The organism is Streptomyces sp. NPDC043876, assembly GCF_056435825.1.
In genome coordinates, this window is record NZ_JBWKDV010000001.1 from 477,574 (window position 1) to 496,391 (window position 18,818).

Here is an 18,818-nt window from a genome sequence, read left to right on the forward strand (position 1 = left end):
CGGATGCTCAGACGATGACGCCCTGGCCGCCCAGCGGGCGGGTCAGCGCGTCGGACCGCCCGGAAGCGGCCCATTGCTCGGTTAACTCGGCGGTGCCGTACTGCGGGCTGAGCAGGATCAGCTGGAGGCCGGCCCGGCCGTTCACGCACAGGGAGACCTTGGTGAACTCCAGCTCGCCCAGGTCGGGATGGCGCAGCCGCTGGGCGCCGTCGGCCCGGTCGGCGACCCGGTGGCGGGCCCAGAGCGCCGCGAACACCGGGCTGTTCTCGGTGAGTTCGCGCACCAGCGCGCCGAGGCGGGCGTCGGCGAGCAGTTCGCCGCCCTGGGCGCGGAAGGCGGCGACGGCCGCGGCCGCCTCCTGGTCCCAGTCGGGGAAGCGTTCGCGGGCGGCGGGGTCGAGGAAGAGCGTGCGCAGGTAGTTGGAGCGCCCGCCGCCGAGGCCGAGCAGCCGGGTGGCGGTGGCGTTGGCCGCGGTGACGTCCCAGCAGTGGTCCAGGACGTAGGCGGGGCTGGGGAGGAAGCCGTCGACGACCTGGAGCAGCAGCGGCAGGTCGTCGTCGGCGCAGCGCTGGGGGCGTCCGGCGGCCGCGTACCCGGCCAGCCGCATGGCGTAGAGGCGCTGGGCCTCGTCGAAGCGGAGCACCCGGGCGATGGCGCCGAGGATCTCCGGGGAGACGTTCTTGGCGCGGCCCTGTTCGATCCAGGCGTACCAGGAGGCCCCGATGCCGGCGAGCATCGCGACCTCCTCGCGGCGCAGTCCGGGCACCCGGCGGGCCGCTCCACCTGGGAGTCCGACCTGCTGGGGGGTGACCTCGGCCCGGCGCTCGGCGAGGAAGTTGCCCAGTTCGGCGAGTTTCGGGTCCACGAGCCGCGGTGCGTTACGAGTCATCGTGCATCTCCTCCTCACTCCCCAGCAAGCGTAGAGAACGCTCGCTCTTTTTTCTACACCATAGAGAGTACTCGCTTTGTTTTTCTGGGATGCTACATACGCAGCGCACGGCCGGGGGGCCGGAACGACGCCGACCACCGACCACCGAGGGGCCAGCCATGACGACACACCACGAACGTGCGGGTACGAAGCAGGAGAGGGCGGGCCGGACCCGCAACCTCCTCATCGAGGCGGCAGGGGAGGAATTCGCCCGCAGGGGGTACGCGGGCACCTCGCTCACCCGGATCAGCAGGTCGGCGATGGCCACCATCGGCGCCCTGACCTTCCACTTCCCGGCGAAGAACGACCTGGCCGAGGCGGTGTGCGAACGCGGTCACGACCTGACCGCCGACGCGGTCGACGAGGTCGCGGAGTCCACCGGCCCCGGCGGGTCCGCCCTGGAGGCGCTCACCGAGGTGACACAGACGCTCGCCCGGCTGCTGGAGAAGCAGCCGGTCGTCCGGGCCGCCGCCCGGCTCTCGCGCGAGCTGCCGGTGACCGCCGACTGGTACGACGCGTGGACTCCCGCCGTGCGCTCCCTGCTGACGCGGGCCTACCGCGGCGGCGAACTGGAGCAGCGGGCGGGCGCGGACCCCGAGATCGTCGGGGTGCTCGTCGCCTGCCTCGTCTCCAATCTGGAGGTGTCCGTCCAGCGGCAGTACGAGTCCGCCGCGGGCAGTGGCTGGAGCGCGCGGGGTCGCCTGGCCGAAGTATGGGAGGTCCTGTGGTCCGGCATCTCCCGTACATCCGTTTCCTCCGGATCCGACGGCAGGGCCGCGGACCCTTCGGCACCCGCCAAGGACCCCTCGGTGGCCTGAAAACGCCTATCGATGGACGGGTCCCGCACCGGCTCCGGCCGCCCCGAGCGGCCGGCCCCCCGGACCGGAGGCCCGATCAGAGCGCGGCCGCGCCCTGCCCGCCGGCCCGCGCGGCACCCGTCAGGTCCAGCCCGGCGATCACCCCGGGGGCCGCGATGGACGGGAGCAGGTAGCCCCAGAGCGCGCTGATGCGCCCTATGAGGTTCTCCCTGCCCGTGGTGATGTTCGACATCAACTGCGTTCCGGTGTACGCCCCGACGAGGATCTCGGCGAAGTCCTCGATGTCGACGCCGGGCAGCAGCTCCCCCCGCCCGCGGGCCGCTTCGAGCTGCCCGCGGAAGAGGTCGATCCACAGCCGGTACGGGGCGGCGTCGCGCATGCCGAACTCGCCCTGCTCCACCGCGAGCCGCACACCGGCCCGGAACAGCACGTTGGTGCGCATCTGGTGGGCGACTTCGAGGTTGATGTAGATCAGCCGCTGGAGGCCGTCCTCACCGTCGGTGAAGGACAGGTCGGTCGCCTGCTCGGCCATCACCGCCTTCGCGATCTCCTCCTTGGAGGCGAAGTGGAAGTACATCGCGCCCATGGTGGTGTCCGCCGTGCGCACGATCTTGTTCATGCTCGCGCCGGAGAAACCGTGCTCGTCGAACACTTCGGCGGCGGCCCGGAGGATCTTCTCTCGGGTGCGGATGGCTCGGGCTTGCCTGGCCTGCGACACGGTCACTCCACTTGCGCCTGGGTCGGATGGTGCGAGCACCCCTCGCAAAAAAACGAACGCCCTCTATGTTATGTCAGCGGGCCGGGGGGCTGGGTGAGGCCTCCACTCCCGATGAACGCATCCTCCGGCGGCCAGTTCAAGCCACTCTCGACTTTCCACCCCTACCCGCTCGACAAACAAAACGAGCACTCTCTAGTTTAATTCGAGCTGGCCACCCCGGACCTCATCCGGCGGGGAGACCAGGCCAGCCCTGCTCCGGTACCGCCACGCACCTGCCCCGCCTCCCGCGACGCATCTGCACCACGCCTGCTCCACACCGGTTCTCGCACGGCCATCTCAGGGGGATTCACCATGGAGTTCGAGTACGCCCGCTATCAGTCCGGCGCCATCCCGCAGCTCCCCTTCGGCGGGCCGGCCGATCCCCCGGCCACCGTCACCACCACGGTCCCCCGCGAGTACGTCCACAAGGCCGCCCTGTCCGAGGTGCTGCTCACCGGCTGGCACCGGGACGACCAGGACTCCTTCACCATCACCGCCCAGTGGCCGCGCGCCCACAGCTTCTACCGTTCCCAGAACGGCCTGCACGACCCGCTCCTGTTCGCCGAGACCGTGCGCCAGATCTTCCCGCTGCTCTCGCACGCCGCCTACACCGTCCCCTTCGGGCACCACCTCATCTGGGAGCACTTCCGCTACGCCATAGCCCCCGGCGCCGACGCCCTCCAGGCCAGGCTGCGTCCCGCCGAGGTCACCCTGTACGTGAACTGCCACGACGTCGTCCAGCGGCGCGGCAAGCTCGGCGCGCTCTCCCTGCACGTCGAGGCCCGGCGCGACGGCGTCTGGCTCGGCAGCGCGCAGACCCGGTTCAGCAGCCACGCGCCCGCCGTCTACCGCAGACTGCGGGCCGGTTACGCCGACGTGGACACCGCCCTGGCCGCCTGCGTCCCGGTGCCGCTGCCGATCTCGCCCAAGCTGGTGGGCCACGCCGCGCGGGAGAACGTCGTCCTCGCCGCCACCACCTCCCCGCACCGCTGGCAGCTGCGCGTGGACACCGACCACCCCGTCCTCTTCGACCACCCCGTCGACCACGTCCCCGGCGCGCTCATGCTGGAGGCCGCCCGCCAGGCCGCCCACGTCGTCGCCGGGCCCGCCCGGGCCATGGCCGCGGCCATGGACACCCGCTTCACCCGCTTCGCGGAGCTCGACTCCCCCTGCTGGGTCGAAGCCGAACCGGAACAGGGCACCGGCCGGGTCCGCGTCTCCCTCCACCAGGAGGGCCGGGAACTCTTCACGGCCCGGGTCAGCACGACCCCACTGCCCGCGCGGCGCCCCGCCACCGGGCCCGCGGTGACCCACTCACCCCTCCGCCGGGCCGTCCACCCGACGGACCGGCCGGCCGTCTCCGCCTAGGGCGGCGCCCGCGTCCGCCGGCTCCCGCGGTGCCGTTGTCGGACCCCTCCGGTAGTTTCCCAAGTATCGGGATCTACCAGGGGGTTCGACGATCATGAGTGACCTCGCCACCACGCCGGATCTGGACGCGGCGATGGACCTGCACCGCACCGAGCTGACCGGCTACTGCTACCGGATGCTCGGCTCGGCCTTCGACGCCGAGGACGCGGTGCAGGACACGTACATCCGCGCCTGGCGCAGCTTCGAGAAGTTCGAGGGCCGCTCCTCGCTGCGGTCGTGGCTGTACCGCATCGCCACCAACGTCTGCCTGGACCTGCTGGCCGCGGGGAAGAAGCGGGCCCGCCCGATGGACCTCACGGCACCGCAGCACCAGGCCTCCGCCGTCCTGAGCGAACGCCCCGAGGTGACCTGGCTGGAGCCGGTGCCGGACGCCCGGGTGCTCCCGCAGACCGCCGACCCGGCCGAGCTGGCCCTGGCCAAGGAGTCCGTCCGGCTCGCCTTCGTCGCGGCGCTCCAGCACCTGCCGGCCAAGCAGCGCGCGGTCCTGATCCTGCGCGAGGTACTGGCCTGGAAGGCGGACGAGGTCGCCACCCTGCTGGACACCACCGTGGCCTCGGTGAACAGCGCCCTCCAGCGCGCCCGGGCCACCCTGGCCGGCAGCAGGATCCGCGCGAGCGACGCGGCGGACCCGCTGGACGCCGGCCAGGCCGAGCTGCTGGAGCGCTACCTCGCCGCCTTCGAGGCGTACGACATCGAGCGGCTGACCACCCTGCTGCACGAGGACGCGGTGCTGTCGATGCCGCCGTTCGACCTGTGGCTCCAGGGGCACGAGGACATCGCCGCCTGGCACCTGAACCAGGGCATCGGCTGCCGCGGCTCGCGCCTGGTCCCGACCACGGCGAACGGCATGCCCGCCTTCGGCCAGTACCGCCCGGCGGCCGACGGCCGGGGGCACACCCCGTGGGCCCTCCAGGTCCTGGAGATCTCAGGGGGCCGGATCACCGGCCTCAACGCCTTCCTCGATACCGCCCGCTGGTTCCCGCTCTTCGACCTCCCCGGGCACCTCGACTAGCCCGGCCAGCCCGGTGAGCCGGAGCAGGGCCAGCAGCCCCGCTCCGGCCCCCGTGACCGTCAGGACTCCCCCGCCCCGCCGGGCGGCCAGCGCGAGCCGGGCGAGGGCGTCCACGGCCCCCAGGCCGGGCTCGGTGACGGCGCCGACGTCCCACACCACCGCGGCGCCGCCGCGCAGCCGGGCGGCCGCCTCCCCCGTCTGCGCGGCCGACATCCCGGGCCCGGGCACCACGAACCGTTTCGTCTCCACGCATCACAGACCCCCGCCCCCGCCGAAACTCATCGGTGGGGGCGGGGGCACGGGTGCGCGCGGCGCGTTACGCGATGCGGTCCAGCACGATCGGGGACGCCGTGAAGGACGTACCGGCCGGGGCGATGTCGAAGCAGCCGTCCAGGGCCGCGACGGCGTACTCGAACTTCTCCGGGGTGTCCGTGTGCAGCGTCATCAGCGGCTGCCCCGCCACCACGGCGTCGCCCGGCTTCGCGTGCAGCTCGATGCCCGCGCCCGCCTGCACCGGGTCCTCCTTACGCGCACGGCCCGCGCCCAGGCGCCAGGCGCCCACGCCGACCGCGTAGGCGTCCATGCGGGTCAGCACGCCCGAGGCGGGGGCGTTGATCACGTGGTGCTCGCGGGCCACCGGAAGGGCCGCGTCCGGGTCGCCGCCCTGCGCCGCGATCATCCGGCGCCACACGTCCATGGCCGAACCGTCGGCGAGGGCCTTCGCCGGGTCCGCGTCCCGGATGCCCGCCGCGGCCAGCATCTCGCGGGCCAGGGCGAGGGTCAGCTCGACCACGTCGGCGGGTCCGCCGCCGGCCAGCACCTCGACCGACTCGCGGATCTCCAGCGCGTTGCCCGCGGTCAGGCCGAGCGGGGTGGACATGTCCGTCAGCAGCGCGACGGTCTTCACCCCGTGGTCGGTGCCGAGCCCGACCATGGTCGAGGCCAGCTCGCGCGCGTCCTCGATGTTCTTCATGAAGGCGCCGGAGCCGACCTTCACGTCGAGCACGAGCGAGCCCGTGCCCTCGGCGATCTTCTTCGACATGATCGAGGAGGCGATCAGCGGGATGGCCTCGACCGTGCCGGTGACGTCGCGCAGCGCGTACAGCTTCTTGTCCGCCGGGGCCAGCCCGTCGCCCGCAGCGCAGATCACCGCGCCGGTGGTGTCCAGGACGTGCAGCATCTCCTCGTTGGAGAGCAGCGCGCGCCAGCCGGGGATGGACTCCAGCTTGTCCAGGGTGCCGCCGGTGTGGCCGAGGCCGCGCCCGGAGAGCTGCGGCACGGCCGCCCCGCAGGCGGCGACGAGCGGGGCGAGCGGCAGGGTGATCTTGTCGCCGACGCCGCCGGTGGAGTGCTTGTCGGCGGTGGGGCGGGAGAGCGAGTCGAAGTTCATCCGCTCGCCGCTCGCGATCATCGCGGCGGTCCAGCGGGCGATCTCGGCCCGGTTCATGCCGTTGAGCAGGATGGCCATCGCCAGCGCCGACATCTGCTCGTCGGCGACGACACCGCGCGTGTACGCGTCGATGACCCAGTCGATCTGCTCGGGGCTCAGCTCGCCGCGGTCACGCTTGGTCCGGATGACGGAGATGACGTCCATGGATGACTTCCTTCTACGCGCATAGAGAGTTGGGGGAGACAAAAGACGGGGGGAAGTAGGACGGCCCTCCGCCCCCAGGGGCGAAGGGCCGTCCGCACGGCTATCTCAGGTGGTCGGGCCCGAAGGCCTGCGGCAGCATGGCCGCCAGCGGCAGGACGCCCTCGGGCGTCTCCACCTGGAGTTCGGGGCCGCCGAACTCGTAGAGGAGCTGGCGGCAGCGCCCGCACGGGACCAGGATCTCGCCCTTGCCGTCGACGCAGGTGAAGTGCGTCAGGCGGCCGCCGCCGGTGGCCTGGAGGGCGGAGACGAGCCCGCACTCGGCGCACAGGCCGAGTCCGTAGCTGGCGTTCTCGACGTTGCACCCCGTGATGGTGCGGCCGTCGTCGACCAGCGCGGCGACGCCGACCGGGAAGCCGGAGTAGGGGGCGTACGCCCGGGACATGGCGTCCCGCGCGGCCTCCCGCAGGGCCTCCCAGTCGGGGCCGGTCACGGTCGTCACTTGCCCTGCCCCTTGCGGTAGGGCATGCCGTCCGCCTTGGGCATCCGCAGGCGCTGCGCGGAGAGCGCGAGCACCAGCAGGGTGGTCAGGTACGGGGCCGCGTCCACGAACTGGCTCGGCACCGCGTCGGTGGTCGCGTACCAGACGAACAGGCCCGCGGAGCAGACCGCGGAGACGACCGCGGCGACGTACTTCCGCTTGTACAGCTGCCAGGCGACGGCCAGGACGAGCAGGATCGCGATCAGCAGCAGCATCGCGTGCACGTTCTCGGCGCCGCCGCGCAGCTTGAGGCTGTCGGTGAAGCCGAAGAGGCCCGCACCCAGCGCCATGCCGCCCGGCATCCAGTTGCCGAAGATCATCGCGGCGAGACCGATGTAACCGCGGCCGCCGGTCTGGCCCTCCTGGTAGATCGGGCTGGCGACCTCGGAGAGGAACACGCCGCCGAGGCCCGCGAGGGCGCCGGAGACGATCACGGCGATGTACTTGTACTTGTACACGTTGACGCCGAGCGACTCGGCGGCGACCGGGTTCTCGCCGCAGGAGCGCAGGCGCAGACCGAAGGTGGTGCGCCACAGCACCCACCAGGTGCCCGGGATCAGCAGCAGGGCGACGACCGTCAGCAGGGACAGGTTCGTGACGAGCCCGCCGAGGACACCGGCGAGGTCCGAGACGAAGAACCAGTGCTTGCCCTGGAGGGTGGTCAGCCAGTCCGACAGCCCCGGCACGGTGATGTGGTAGATCTCCTCGACGCGCGGCGACTGCTTGGAGGAGCCGCCGGGCGCGTCCGCGAACGTGAAGTTCGACAGGTACTGGGTGAAGCCGAGCGCCAGGATGTTGATGGCCACACCGGAGACGATGTGGTTCACGTTGAAGGTGACCGTGATGATCGCGTGCAGCAGGCCGCCGACGGCACCGCCCGCGATGCCGACGAGCACGCCGGTCCAGGGGCCCCACTGGTAGCCCGCCCAGGCGCCGAACCAGGTGCCGAGGATCATCATGCCTTCGAGGCCGATGTTGACGACGCCCGCGCGCTCGGCCCACAGGCCGCCGAGACCGGCGAGGCCGATCGGCACGGCGAGCGAGAGGGCGCCGGAGACCTGGCCGACGGAGGTCAGGTCCTGGGCGCCGCTGATCACGCGGACCAGCGAGACCAGCGCGAGGCCGCCCGCGATGATCAGCATGATCCAGGGCAGGGTGAGCTTCTTGCGGCCGGCCTGCTTCTTGGGGGCCGCGCTCGTCGCGGAAACGGTGCTGGTGCTCACGCCGCGACCTCCTTCTCGGTCGTGATGGCGTGACCCGCGGCCAGCTCCTCGCCGACCTTCTGCTGCTGGCGGCGGATGCCGTAGCGGCGGACGAGTTCGTAGGAGACGACGACGGCGATCACGATCAGGCCCTTCATGATCGTGCCGATCTCCTTCGAGTACCCGGCGATGTCGAGACCGGCCGAGGCCTTGTCGATGAAGGCCATCAGGAAGGAGGCGAAGAGGATGCCGACCGGGCTGTTGCGGCCCAGCAGCGCGATGGTGATGCCGGTGAATCCGACGCCCAGCGGGAAGGACAGGTTGTACGTGTGGGTCTCGCCCAGCAGCTGCGGCATGCCGGACAGGCCCGCGACCGCGCCGGAGATGAGCATCGAGGTGATGATCATCTTCTTGGCGTCCACACCGGAGGCCTGCGCGGCGGACTCACTGGCGCCGGTGGCGCGCAGGTCGAAGCCGAAGCGGGTGCGGTTGAGCACGAACCAGTAGACGACGCCGAGGGCGAAGGCCACGAAGGTGAACCCGTAGATCTCCAGCCCGTCGCCGACGGTCACCGACGGGAACCACCCGGACTCGGCGATCTCACCGGTCGTCAGGTCGTTGGAGCCCGCGGGCTGGACACCGAAGTTCTTCGGCAGGATCATCCACGCGATGAGGCTGGTCGCGATGGCGTTCAGCATGATCGTCGAGACGACCTCGCTCACCCCGCGCTTGGCCTTCAGGACACCCGCGATACCGGCCCAGAAGGCACCCGTCAGCATGGCGATCACCACGATGAGCAGGATGTGCAGCGGCCCGGGCAGGCTCACCGCGGTGCCCGCCACGGCGGAGATCATCGCGGCGAGGCGGTACTGCCCGTCGACGCCGATGTTGAACAGGTTCATCCGGAAGCCGATGGCCACCGCCAGCGCCGCCAGGTAGAAGGTGCCCGCCTGGTTCAGGATGAGGATCTGCACGTCCTCGTAACCGGCGTTCTCCACCATGATGCGCAGCGGGTCGATCGGGTCCACGCCCGTCGCCGCCAGCACCACCACGGTCAGCACGAAGGCGGCGACCAGCGCGAGTGCGGGCCCGGCGAAGCCGAGGAGCAGCCGGTCCTTGTCGAGTTTCTTCATCGGGCCTCGTCCTCCGGGGAGGCGGTACCAGCGTCGGTACCGGCGTCGGAGTGGTTGTCGGGTGCTTCCAGGTGCCCGGTGGCGGCGCCCGTCATGGCGGTGCCGAGTTCCTCCGGGGTGACGGTCGCCGGGTCCGCGTCCGCGACCAGGCGGCCGCGGTAGATCACGCGCAGGGTGTCGGACAGGCCGATCAGCTCGTCCAGGTCGGCCGAGATCAGCAGCACGGCGAGGCCCTCGCGGCGGGCCTCGCGGATCGTGTCCCAGATCTGGGCCTGCGCGCCGACGTCCACGCCGCGCGTGGGGTGGGCGGCGATCAGGAACTTCGGGTTGTGGCTCATCTCGCGGCCGACGATCAGCTTCTGCTGGTTGCCGCCGGAGAGCGAGGACGCGGTGACGTCGATGCCGGGCGTGCGGACGTCGTACTCGCGCACGATCCGCTCGGTGTCCTTGCGGACGGCCTTCGGGTCGAGGACGCCGCGCTTGGAGTTGGGCGCTTCGGTGACGTGGCCCAGGATGCGGTTCTCCCACAGCGGGGACTCCAGCAGCAGGCCGTGCCGGTGGCGGTCCTCGGGGATGTAGCCGATCCCGCCTTCGCGGCGCTTGCGCGTCGGGGCGGTGGAGATGTCGTGGCCGTCCAGCGTGACGGTGCCGCCATCGGGGATGCTCATGCCCATCAGGGCTTCGATGAGTTCCGTCTGGCCATTGCCCTCGACGCCCGCGATGCCGAGCACCTCACCCTTGTGGATGGTGAAGTTGATGCCCGCGAGCACCTCGCGCACGACGCCGTCCGGGTCGGTGGCCGACAGCTGGAGGTCCGACACCTGGAGCATCGGCGTCGTCGTCACCGTCGACTCGCGGGTCTCCGGCGAAGGCAGCTCGGAGCCGACCATCAGCTCGGCGAGCAGCTTGGTCGTCGTCTTCGGGTCGTGCGGGTCGGCGGTGCCGACCGTCGTGCCGCGCCGGATGACGGTGATGTCGTCGGCGACCTTCAGCACCTCGCCCAGCTTGTGCGAGATGAAGATGACGGTCAGGCCCTCGGCCTTGAGCTCGCGCAGGTTGTCGAAGAGCGCGTCCACTTCCTGCGGGACGAGCACGGCGGTCGGCTCGTCGAGGATGAGGATCTTGGCGCCCCGGTAGAGGACCTTGAGGATCTCCACGCGCTGCCGGTCGGCGACCCCGAGGTCCTCGACGAGGGCGTCCGGGCGCACGCCCAGGCCGTACGCGTCGGAGATCTCCTTGATCTTCTTGCGGGCCTTGCCGCCGATGCCGTAGAGCTTCTCGCCGCCGAGAACCACGTTCTCCAGCACGGTGAGGTTGTCGGCGAGCATGAAGTGCTGGTGCACCATGCCGATGCCGCGGGCGATGGCGTCGCCGGGGCTGGAGAAGTGGACCTGCTCGCCGTCGATGGCGATGGTGCCCTCGTCCGGCTTCTGCATGCCGTAGAGGATCTTCATCAGCGTCGACTTGCCGGCGCCGTTCTCACCGATCAGGGCGTGGACCGTGCCCTTGCGGACGGTGATCGCGATGTCCTTGTTGGCGACGACTCCGGGGAAGCGCTTGGTAATGCCGTTCAGTTCTACGGCGAGCGGGGGGCTGGACGCGTTGATGACGCACTCTCCTTGGCGCGGAAGGAGCTGGAAAGCCGAGACGGCGGGGGAAAAGGGGCGGAGATCGGCCGGGCGGGTGGGAGGGAGAAGGACGGTATCGCGTCCACGATGCCTCTACGCGCGTAGCTCTGTCGGAAGTGAAAACTTGCGGCCAAGTGGCCAGAAAAAGCGATCAGGAACCGAAGGAGACGGCTCGGGGCCCGGGAGGCGGTAGAGACCGCTGCCCGGACCCCGGAGACCGTGCCGACCCGTCGGCCGGGCCCTTGCGGGCCCGGACGTTACGGGGTGGTCTTGACCGTGATCTTCTTGGCGATGATGTCGGCCTTCGCCTTGTCGACCGCGGCGATGACGTCGGTCATCTTCTTGTACTCGGGGTTGGAGTCGGCCAGGCCGACGCCGTCCTTGTCCAGGCCGTAGCGGACCTCGCCCGTCTGCGGCTTGCCGTCCTCGACCGACTTGATCAGGTTGAAGACGGAGAGCTGGACCTGCTTGGTGACCGAGGTCAGGATGTGGTCCTTGTACTTGACCAGACCCGCCTGGTTGTACTGGTCGGAGTCGACGCCGATGGCCCACTTGCCCTTGGCGGCGGTGGCCTCGATGGCACCCGAGCCGGCCAGACCGGCGGCCGCGTAGACCACGTCGGCGCCGGCGTCGAGCTGACCCTGCGCCGTGGCCTTGCCGAGGTCGGGCTTGGAGAAGCCGTCGAAGTTCGGGGGCTGGGTCAGGTAGTGCGAGAGCACCTTGGCGTTCGGGTTGGTGTCCTTGACGCCCTGGGTGAAGCCCGCCTCGAACTTCTTGATCAGCGGAACCTCGACACCGCCGATGAAGCCGACCGTGCCGGTCTTGGAGACCTTGGCGGCGGCGACGCCGGCCAGGTAGGAGCCCTGCTCCTCGTTGAACACCAGGTTGGCGATGTTCGGGCCGGTCACCGAGGTGTCGTCGATGATGCCGAAGGTGGTCTTCGGGAACTTCGGCGCGACCTTCTTGATGGCCGGGGCGTAGGAGAAGCCGACGCCGATGACCGGGTTGTTGCCCTTGCGGGCCAGCTCGGTCAGGCGCTGGACCTTGTCGGCCTCGCCCTCGCCGTCGGTGGGCTCCGCCTCGGCGCCCTTGACCTTGAGGTCCTTCTCGGCCTGCTGGAGGCCCGCGTAGGCGGCGTCGTTGAACGACTGGTCGCCGCGGCCGCCGATGTCGTACGCGATGGCGACGGAAGCTTCCTTCTTGTCGGAGGAAGATCCGGTGTCCGAGGACTTCTTACCGCCACAGGCGGTGGCCGAGAGGGCGAGCGCCGCGGAGGCGATGCCCACGGTGGCGATCCTGGTGATCCGGCGCAAGGGGAGGCTCCTTCAAAACCTGACCGAAGCGCCGGGACCGGCGCTGGTTTCGCCGCGATCGTAACGCGCGTAGATGTCAGTTAAAGACCCGTACATGAGTCGTTATCGGATCGTCGCGAACCGGACAGTGACCGATTGGTAACCGGTCACGCGCCCAGCCCTTGTGTATCAAGGGCCGGACGCGTCCACCCGGAGGTCCCGGGGTGTTGTACGGAGCTTTACCTGATCGGCCTGGCGCGCCGCCCGTCGAGGAGCGCGGCGGCGGTGAAGAACTCCACCCCGACGGCGATCGCGGACTCGTCCACGTCGAAGTCGCCGCGGTGCAGATCGCGCTTGACGGCGTCCCCCGGCACGCGGACCCCGAGCCGGGCCATCGCGCCCGGGACGTGCTCCAGGTACCAGGAGAAGTCCTCGCCGCCCAGGCTCTGCTCGGTGTCCTCGACGGCGTCCACGCCGCGCCGCGCGGCCATCGCCTCGCGCAGCAGCTCGGTGACGGCCGGGTCGTTGACCACCGGCGGGACCCCGCGGACGTAGTTGATCGACGACTTGGCCCGGTGCATGGCCGCGATCTCGTCGATCGCCGCGTGCACCATCTCCGGCGCCTCGTGCCAGGCGGCCAGGTCCAGGCAGCGCACGGTCCCGGACAGCTCGGCGTGCATCGGGATGACGTTGCAGGCGTGCCCGGCCTCGATCCGGCCCCAGGTGACGGACATGCCGCTGCGGGCGTCCATCCGCCGGGACAGCAGCGCGGGCACGTCGAGCGCGATCCGGGCCGCAGCCGTCACGAGGTCGGTGGTCAGGTGCGGTCGCGCGGTGTGCCCGCCGGCCCCGTCGAGGGTGACCTCCAGCCGGTCGCAGGCCGAGGTGATCGGTCCGGCCCGCAGCCCGATGCGGCCCGCGTCCACGCGCGGGTCGCAGTGCACCGCGATGATCTTGCCGACGCCGTCCAGCGCGCCGGAGTCGATGGCCTCGGTGGCGCCGCCCGGCAGCACCTCCTCGGCGGGCTGGAAGAGCAGCCGCACGGGCTGGGGCAGCAGCCCCTGCCGGTCCAGCTCGGCCAGGACCAGCCCGGTGCCGAGGACGACGGCGGTGTGCACGTCGTGCCCGCAGGCGTGGGCGCGGTCCGGGACGGTGGAGCGGTAGGACACGTGGGTCTTGGCGTCCGGAATGGGCAGGGCGTCGATGTCCGCGCGGATGGCGAGAATCGGCGCCGCCCCGTCCCTGGTGCCGACGTCACAGACCAGGCCGGTGCCGGAGGACAGCACCCGTGGTCGCAGGCCCGCTTCCTCCAGCCGCGCCTTGATCGCGGCGGTGGTACGGAACTCCTGGTGGCCGAGTTCGGGATGCATGTGCAAGTCCCGGCGGAACGCGATCAGTTCGGCACGCAGGTGGTCCGGGAGCGTGCCGGGCAGCTCGGGCTGGGCGGGCTCGCCGGGCAGGGCGGTCAGTGACTCGCGGGACATCAACTGGTTCACCTGTTGAAGGGTAGGCCCACAGGGGGGTCAACTGGCTGGAGATCAGCAAAACTTCAACCCCTTAGGGGAAGAAAACCGGGCCGCAGGTGGCATGAGCACCGGCCCCGGAGGGTAAACTCCGCCGCTCACTGGCCGACCGGGGCGGTCCGCACGTACAGTCCGCGCACCTCACACCCAGTCTCGGCCACCGCGGCAAGGAACCGCCGACCCATGGGTGAGCCGCTCACGTCGCGCGGGCGCGTACCGCCTCCCGGCCCCGGGGCGACGCCCCGGACGTCCGAAAGACGCACGGCGGGTCAGGCCGGCGCGCCGAGGGATAGCTCACACCCGTGGGACACCCGCGCAGCGGCCCCTGACGTGTTCCCGCCGCGGTCCGGCCTCCCCGGCGAGGCGAGAGCCCGCCTCACTCCCCCCGCCGTGATCGACCGCACGCCCTGACGCCCTGGGCCGCCGTTTCCTCCGATGCCTCCGCCCGGCCCGCCCACTCACGCACCGCGAGGAGGTGGCTCGGCTGGAGACCGGTACGGGGATCCGGCTGCAAGAGCAGCGTCGCGCAGCCACGTGCGGTGCGTCCGGCGGCCCAGGCGTGGTCGGCGGCGGTGAAGTCGTCGTCGATCCAGATGGCGGGGGCCCTGCCGAGCCAGGGGTCGACGTGGTCGCGCTTCCAGAGGTACCCGTCGGGATGGCTGGTGGTGATCCGCGGGCGGGGGAGGTCGAGGTAGGGGAAGACCGGCAGCCCCAGGAGCGGCCCGATGATCGTGGTGGCGTCCTTGCGCCAGCTCGTGCACCACACGGGGGTGACGAGGCCGTCTGTCAGGAGGCGGGTGAGCACGGGGCCATGGCTGGGGTCGAGCCAGATGGGGACGGTGTCGTCCGGGTGCCGACCGGCGGGTAGGACCGTGTGGCGGATGTGGGTGGGCGGGGTGCTGCCGTCTGCCGCCGGGAACGGGATGAGGACGCCGTCGATGTCCAGGAGCAGGTAGGGCAGGGTCATCGGTACCTCCGCGGTCAGCGTTTGCGGGCGGTGATCAGAAGGGTGGTCGGCCACGGATCGCGGCGCGGATGACGCAGCTCCAGCGCCGAGGTGAGGCGCAAGCCGGTACGAGCGAGGTGGGCGCCCCAGCGGCGGGCGTCGAACTCCCACCGGGCGATGGGCAGCCGGGTTCGGTCGGGCATGGTGACGTAGTCCTCGCGCGGACGGTCGTCCGTGCACGGATGTCTTCCGGCCCGTGCCGGGTGCGGGACGGAGAAGGCCAGGACGCCGCCGGGCGCCAGCCGCCGGGAGATGGCGGCGAGCAGAAGTTCGGGGGCGACGAGGCCGACGGCGCCGAACACGGAGTAGATCGCCTCGAAGCTCTGGCCAGTGCCCTGGAGGTGGCGCAGCGCGTGGCCGGCGGCGAACGTAGCGCCTTCGATGTGGCCGTAGTGGGAGCGGGCGCGGCGAATCTGGAGGCCGACGAGGTCCACGCCGGTGACGCGGGCCTCGTGGTGCTTGGCGAGGTGGGCCACGTGGTGGCCGGGGCCGCAGCCCAGCTCCAGAACGCACCGACGGCGCAGGTCCGGGCCGAGGATCTCGGCACCGGGACCGAGGCCCGGGTGGATGCCCCATTGCATCCGGCGGGGCGGGGAGAGGGCGTGAGCCGGGGTGGCGGCCAGGCGCTGGGCTGCGTGGGTGTACCAGGGGGAGACCTGGGCGTGCACCTAGACCTCCAGCAGGTGGACCACGTCACCCACGTGGCGACGGACGGCGGAGATGTACGCGGGGTCCTTGGCCGGGTCGTTGATCCAGCGGATGGCCTGTTCCATGAACCACTCCACGGCCCACATGCGGTGCCAGCCCAGGGCCCACGCCTCGGCGGTCAGGCCGCCCCGGGCGGCGAGGGCGTCCTCGTGGCCGCCTGCGGCGACGTACTGCTCCAGGAGCACCTTCAGCCGGACGGGACTCGGGGCGTCGGTGGTGCCGTGGTACGACGCGAGGTCGATCAGCCCGGGCCCGGTGAAGGCGCGGGCGAAGTCGAGGAGGTGCCGGCGGTGCTCCCCGATGTGGATGCTCGTGGGGTGGAACTCGGAGTGGACCCAGCCGAACGGGTCCAGGGTCGCCCCCTTGACGCGAGCATCGGCCGCCGAGGAGATCTTCCCCAGGGCTGTCTCGATGTCGTCGCAGTCAGCCCACCGGTCGGCCTTCCGCAGTCGCTGGAGGTGATCGAGGGCTCGGCCGGGCAGCGCTGTGAGACCCGCACCGTCGAGGAGGGGCAGGCCGCCCGCCGGGCGGGCGGCGTGGAGCATGACGGCGGCGGCGACGCCATCGAGGTCGTCGGCGTCCCGTACGGGCGTGCCGAGGTCGTCCATGAGCATCCCGAGCCACTTGTCCCGCATGGCGGTGGCGTGGAGCTCGGGGACCGGAAGTCCACGCCGGTGGGCGATCCGCAGGGCCTGGGCCTCGCGGTCGAAGGGCTCCTTGGCGTACTTGAAGACGGCGCTCTCGCCGCCGGGGAAGGTGACGCGTTCGACGCCGGACATGCTCCAGACGCGGATCTCGGAGCGTTCGGGGAGGGGCTTGCCGACGAGAGTGCACAGGTCGTCCAGCAGGGCGGCGGTGATGCTCTGGTCCATGGGGTCTCCAGGGGCTGGGTGCCCCGGGGCGGGCGAGCGGGTCAGCCCGTCCCGGAGCCGTGCGGGGGGGTGTACCGGGTTACTCGGCTGCGGTCTCGCGGTGGGCGTAGACCTGCTCGATCCAGCCGGCCTTGAACTCGGCCAGGTCGTCGCGGAAGTTCGCCATCGAGGCGCCGTAGGGCGCGACGACCCCGCCGGACTGGTCCGGCACGGACTGGCAGCCGTGCACGAGCCGTCCGCCGAGCGCGGCGTGGGCCTTGATGGACTCGGTCCGGCGGTGCTCGTTGAACCAGCCGCCGTGGTAGACCTCGTCCAGCATCCCGCCGGTCTCGTCGTCCAGGTCGAAGACGACGGAGGTGGCGGCGGGGAAGAACCAGCACGGGCCGACGTTGGAGATGTGCCCGTCCAGCTCGACCTTGTTGAGCGCCATCAGCGTGGCCGCCTCGCGCAGCATCCGCAGATGATCGGCGGTGATCTGCGGCAGCCCGAGGCCCTCCAGGTGCTCCTCGCGGAAGAGGTACGAGTAGACCTCGTACGCCGTCGCCAGGACGCGGGCGGCATCCGACGTGGACTCGCCGTGGCCCTTGATGAAGTCGAGCGCGAGCTGCTCCACGGCGCTCTCGGTCGTCTCGGCCACGCCGAGGAGCTGGGCCTTGACGAGCTCCCAGTCGGCAACGAGCCAGGTGTTGGACTCGAAGCGGAAGAAGTACGCGGCCGGATCGATGGTGATGCGCCGACCGTCCACGTGGATGCCGGGCAGGCGGCTCCAGCGCGGGTCGAAGGCGTCGGGCAGTTCGACCGTGATGGTCGCGGTGTCGATGGTGGTCACCGTGTCTCCGTCTCTGATCGTCCGGGTCGGGGCATACGAATGCCCGAGCCCGTTGGGGCGTACGGAACTTGGGGCCGCCCGACGTGAGAGGGGGGCAGCTGTCGATAAGTGAACCGTCGGCTACGCAGAGTGGGTACGGTGTGACCGAGGCCAAGCGGTATACGCGGTTTACAGCTCCGGAGCGGAGGAGATCGTGGCAGCGCCGAACAAGCCCAACTCCCGCCTGCGCGACACGATCAACGCCGCAGGGTGTACGTACGAGGCGCTCGCCAAGGACGTCCGCCGCATCGCCGCCGAGAACGGCGAACTGCTCCAGACCAATAAGTCGGCGATCTCCCACTGGACGAACGGCACCCGCGCGCCGTCGGGCCAAGCAGGCCAGTACCTCGCCGAAGCCCTCTCCCGCAGGGTGGGCCGCGTCGTCACCGAAACCGAACTCGGCCTGCCTCCAGCCGACCCGGAGTCCTTGCCGGGCACCGACCCCGTCACCACGGTCACGGACCTCGGCCGCGCCGACGTGGAACGCCGCCGCTTCCTCGCCATCGCCGCCTTCACCACGGCCGGCGTGGCCATGCCGCTGCTCCACGATCACGAAGCCACGGCCCGCGTACTGCGCGCCCGTACCGGCCGCTCCCTCGTCGGCGCCGAGGACATCGATGTAGTACGGCAGATCACGAAGGTCTTCAGCGCCGCCGACGAACGCCTCGGCGGCGGCCACGGCCTGACCACGGTCACCGCCTACCTCGCGGACACCGCCGCGCCCATGCTCCGGGGCCGCTTCCCTTCCGAAGCCCTACGCCGGGCCGCCTTCGGCGCCGTCGCCGAACTCGCCTACCTCGCCGGGTGGAAGCACCACGACCTCGGCCAGGAGGGCGCGGCACAGCGCTACTACCGCGTCGGCTACCAGCTCGCCTGCGAGGCCGATCCGCACGGCCACGCCGCTTGGATGATGCGCTCCCTGGCTCACCAAGCCCTGAAGCTCAGGCAACCCCATCACTGTGTGGACCTCGTCGAGGGCGCCCTTGCCCGGGGGCTGGGGCACGTCGACGGACAGACCGAGGCACTGCTTCACATCACGCACGCCCGCGCCTGCGCGGCCGTCGGTGAAAACGCTGTGGCCAGCCGGGCTCTGCTAGCGGCCGAGGACGCCCTCCTTCGCGAGGACGGTCCGCAACCCAGCTTCTCCCTTCTGAGTGGTCCAGCCGCGGGAACAGTCGCCAGCCACACGGCCAAGGCACTGACCGAGATGAAGGACTTCATCGGTACGGAACGTCAACACCGCGACGCCCTCACCCGCTGGGACCCCGCCCAGTTCAAGCGTGTGCACGTCCTCACCTACGCCGATCTCGGCGACAGCCTTGCCGCCCAGGCGCGTGCCGACGAAGCGGTGACCGCCTGGACCCAAGCGCTCCTCCTCATGGAGGGCATGACGTCCGACCGCACGCGTAAGGCGATCTCCTCGATCCGTCGCACGCTTTCGGTCTACCAGCGCCGCGGAGTTCCCGGGGCCGCGGATCTCGCCCGCCGCGCGGGACGGGCCCTCACCTGAC

General features: G+C 71.1%; 18 protein-coding genes. 4 read left to right on the forward strand and 14 right to left on the reverse strand.

Features of this window, described 5'->3' with window-relative positions:
• Window positions 1–7 precede the first annotated feature (7 nt).
• On the reverse strand, window positions 8–889 hold the full coding sequence (locus AC0693_RS02390) for a helix-turn-helix transcriptional regulator (protein WP_356404066.1): 882 nt from the start codon (window positions 887–889) through the stop codon (window positions 8–10).
• Between the two features lie 158 nt (window positions 890–1,047).
• Between AC0693_RS02390 and AC0693_RS02395 the strand changes: the two genes are divergently transcribed.
• Entirely contained in the window at window positions 1,048–1,746 is a 699-nt protein-coding gene (locus AC0693_RS02395; RefSeq protein ID WP_356404064.1) for a TetR/AcrR family transcriptional regulator, read from the forward strand.
• Between the two features lie 76 nt (window positions 1,747–1,822).
• On the opposite strand, the gene AC0693_RS02400 is transcribed toward AC0693_RS02395, so the two are convergent.
• Window positions 1,823–2,464 carry a ScbR family autoregulator-binding transcription factor gene (locus AC0693_RS02400; protein ID WP_356404062.1) on the reverse strand — a complete coding sequence of 214 codons (642 nt, stop codon included), beginning with the start codon at window positions 2,462–2,464 and terminating at the stop codon, window positions 1,823–1,825.
• Window positions 2,465–2,815: 351 nt separating this feature from the next.
• Between AC0693_RS02400 and AC0693_RS02405 the strand changes: the two genes are divergently transcribed.
• Window positions 2,816–3,871: a ScbA/BarX family gamma-butyrolactone biosynthesis protein gene (locus tag AC0693_RS02405; protein ID WP_478800775.1), complete on the forward strand. Its 1,056-nt coding sequence runs from the start codon at window positions 2,816–2,818 to the stop codon at window positions 3,869–3,871.
• Window positions 3,872–3,965: 94 nt separating this feature from the next.
• Window positions 3,966–4,943 (forward strand): sigma-70 family RNA polymerase sigma factor, encoded by a 978-nt coding sequence (locus tag AC0693_RS02410; protein ID WP_469316963.1) that lies wholly within the window; start codon window positions 3,966–3,968, stop codon window positions 4,941–4,943.
• Here the strand turns inward: AC0693_RS02410 and AC0693_RS02415 are convergent.
• The 12 genes from AC0693_RS02415 to AC0693_RS02470 form a co-directional block, all read right to left on the reverse strand.
• On the reverse strand, window positions 4,857–5,192 hold the full coding sequence (locus AC0693_RS02415; RefSeq protein WP_478800776.1) for an STAS domain-containing protein: 336 nt from the start codon (window positions 5,190–5,192) through the stop codon (window positions 4,857–4,859). The two genes, AC0693_RS02410 and AC0693_RS02415, sit on opposite strands and share 87 nt — an antisense overlap.
• A gap of 67 nt (window positions 5,193–5,259) precedes the next feature.
• Window positions 5,260–6,537 carry a thymidine phosphorylase gene (locus tag AC0693_RS02420; RefSeq protein WP_469316964.1) on the reverse strand — a complete coding sequence of 426 codons (1,278 nt, stop codon included), beginning with the start codon at window positions 6,535–6,537 and terminating at the stop codon, window positions 5,260–5,262.
• A gap of 100 nt (window positions 6,538–6,637) precedes the next feature.
• Complete coding sequence (locus AC0693_RS02425) at window positions 6,638–7,027, reverse strand: cytidine deaminase (protein ID WP_356404413.1); 390 nt, start codon at window positions 7,025–7,027, stop codon at window positions 6,638–6,640.
• Window positions 7,028–7,032: 5 nt separating this feature from the next.
• Window positions 7,033–8,298 carry an ABC transporter permease gene (locus AC0693_RS02430; protein ID WP_356404052.1) on the reverse strand — a complete coding sequence of 422 codons (1,266 nt, stop codon included), beginning with the start codon at window positions 8,296–8,298 and terminating at the stop codon, window positions 7,033–7,035.
• Complete coding sequence (locus AC0693_RS02435; RefSeq protein WP_478800777.1) at window positions 8,295–9,410, reverse strand: ABC transporter permease; 1,116 nt, start codon at window positions 9,408–9,410, stop codon at window positions 8,295–8,297. Before AC0693_RS02435 ends, AC0693_RS02430 begins: the two co-directional genes overlap by 4 nt.
• Window positions 9,407–11,017, reverse strand: coding sequence for an ABC transporter ATP-binding protein (locus tag AC0693_RS02440; protein WP_356404411.1), 1,611 nt, complete (start codon window positions 11,015–11,017; stop codon window positions 9,407–9,409). The genes AC0693_RS02435 and AC0693_RS02440 overlap by 4 nt, the downstream gene beginning before the upstream one ends.
• Before the next feature lie 278 nt (window positions 11,018–11,295).
• On the reverse strand, window positions 11,296–12,351 hold the full coding sequence (locus AC0693_RS02445) for a BMP family lipoprotein (RefSeq protein ID WP_356404048.1): 1,056 nt from the start codon (window positions 12,349–12,351) through the stop codon (window positions 11,296–11,298).
• Window positions 12,352–12,569: 218 nt separating this feature from the next.
• The gene (locus AC0693_RS02450; RefSeq protein ID WP_469317098.1) at window positions 12,570–13,814 is read right to left on the reverse strand and encodes an amidohydrolase; all 1,245 of its coding nucleotides are present in this window, start codon (window positions 13,812–13,814) and stop codon (window positions 12,570–12,572) included.
• A 415-nt stretch (window positions 13,815–14,229) separates the two neighbouring features.
• Complete coding sequence (locus AC0693_RS02455; RefSeq protein WP_469337613.1) at window positions 14,230–14,820, reverse strand: HAD domain-containing protein; 591 nt, start codon at window positions 14,818–14,820, stop codon at window positions 14,230–14,232.
• Between the two features lie 14 nt (window positions 14,821–14,834).
• Window positions 14,835–15,527 carry a class I SAM-dependent methyltransferase gene (locus AC0693_RS02460; protein ID WP_478800778.1) on the reverse strand — a complete coding sequence of 231 codons (693 nt, stop codon included), beginning with the start codon at window positions 15,525–15,527 and terminating at the stop codon, window positions 14,835–14,837.
• A complete protein-coding gene (locus tag AC0693_RS02465; RefSeq protein ID WP_478800779.1) occupies window positions 15,528–16,439 on the reverse strand; it encodes an aminoglycoside phosphotransferase family protein in 912 nt (303 codons plus the stop codon).
• Between the two features lie 79 nt (window positions 16,440–16,518).
• A complete protein-coding gene (locus AC0693_RS02470; RefSeq protein WP_469337607.1) occupies window positions 16,519–17,268 on the reverse strand; it encodes a hypothetical protein in 750 nt (249 codons plus the stop codon).
• Between the two features lie 193 nt (window positions 17,269–17,461).
• Here AC0693_RS02470 and AC0693_RS02475 point away from each other — a divergent pair, with 193 nt between their 5' ends.
• Window positions 17,462–18,817, forward strand: coding sequence for a tetratricopeptide repeat protein (locus AC0693_RS02475; protein WP_478800780.1), 1,356 nt, complete (start codon window positions 17,462–17,464; stop codon window positions 18,815–18,817).
• Window position 18,818 lies beyond the last annotated feature (1 nt).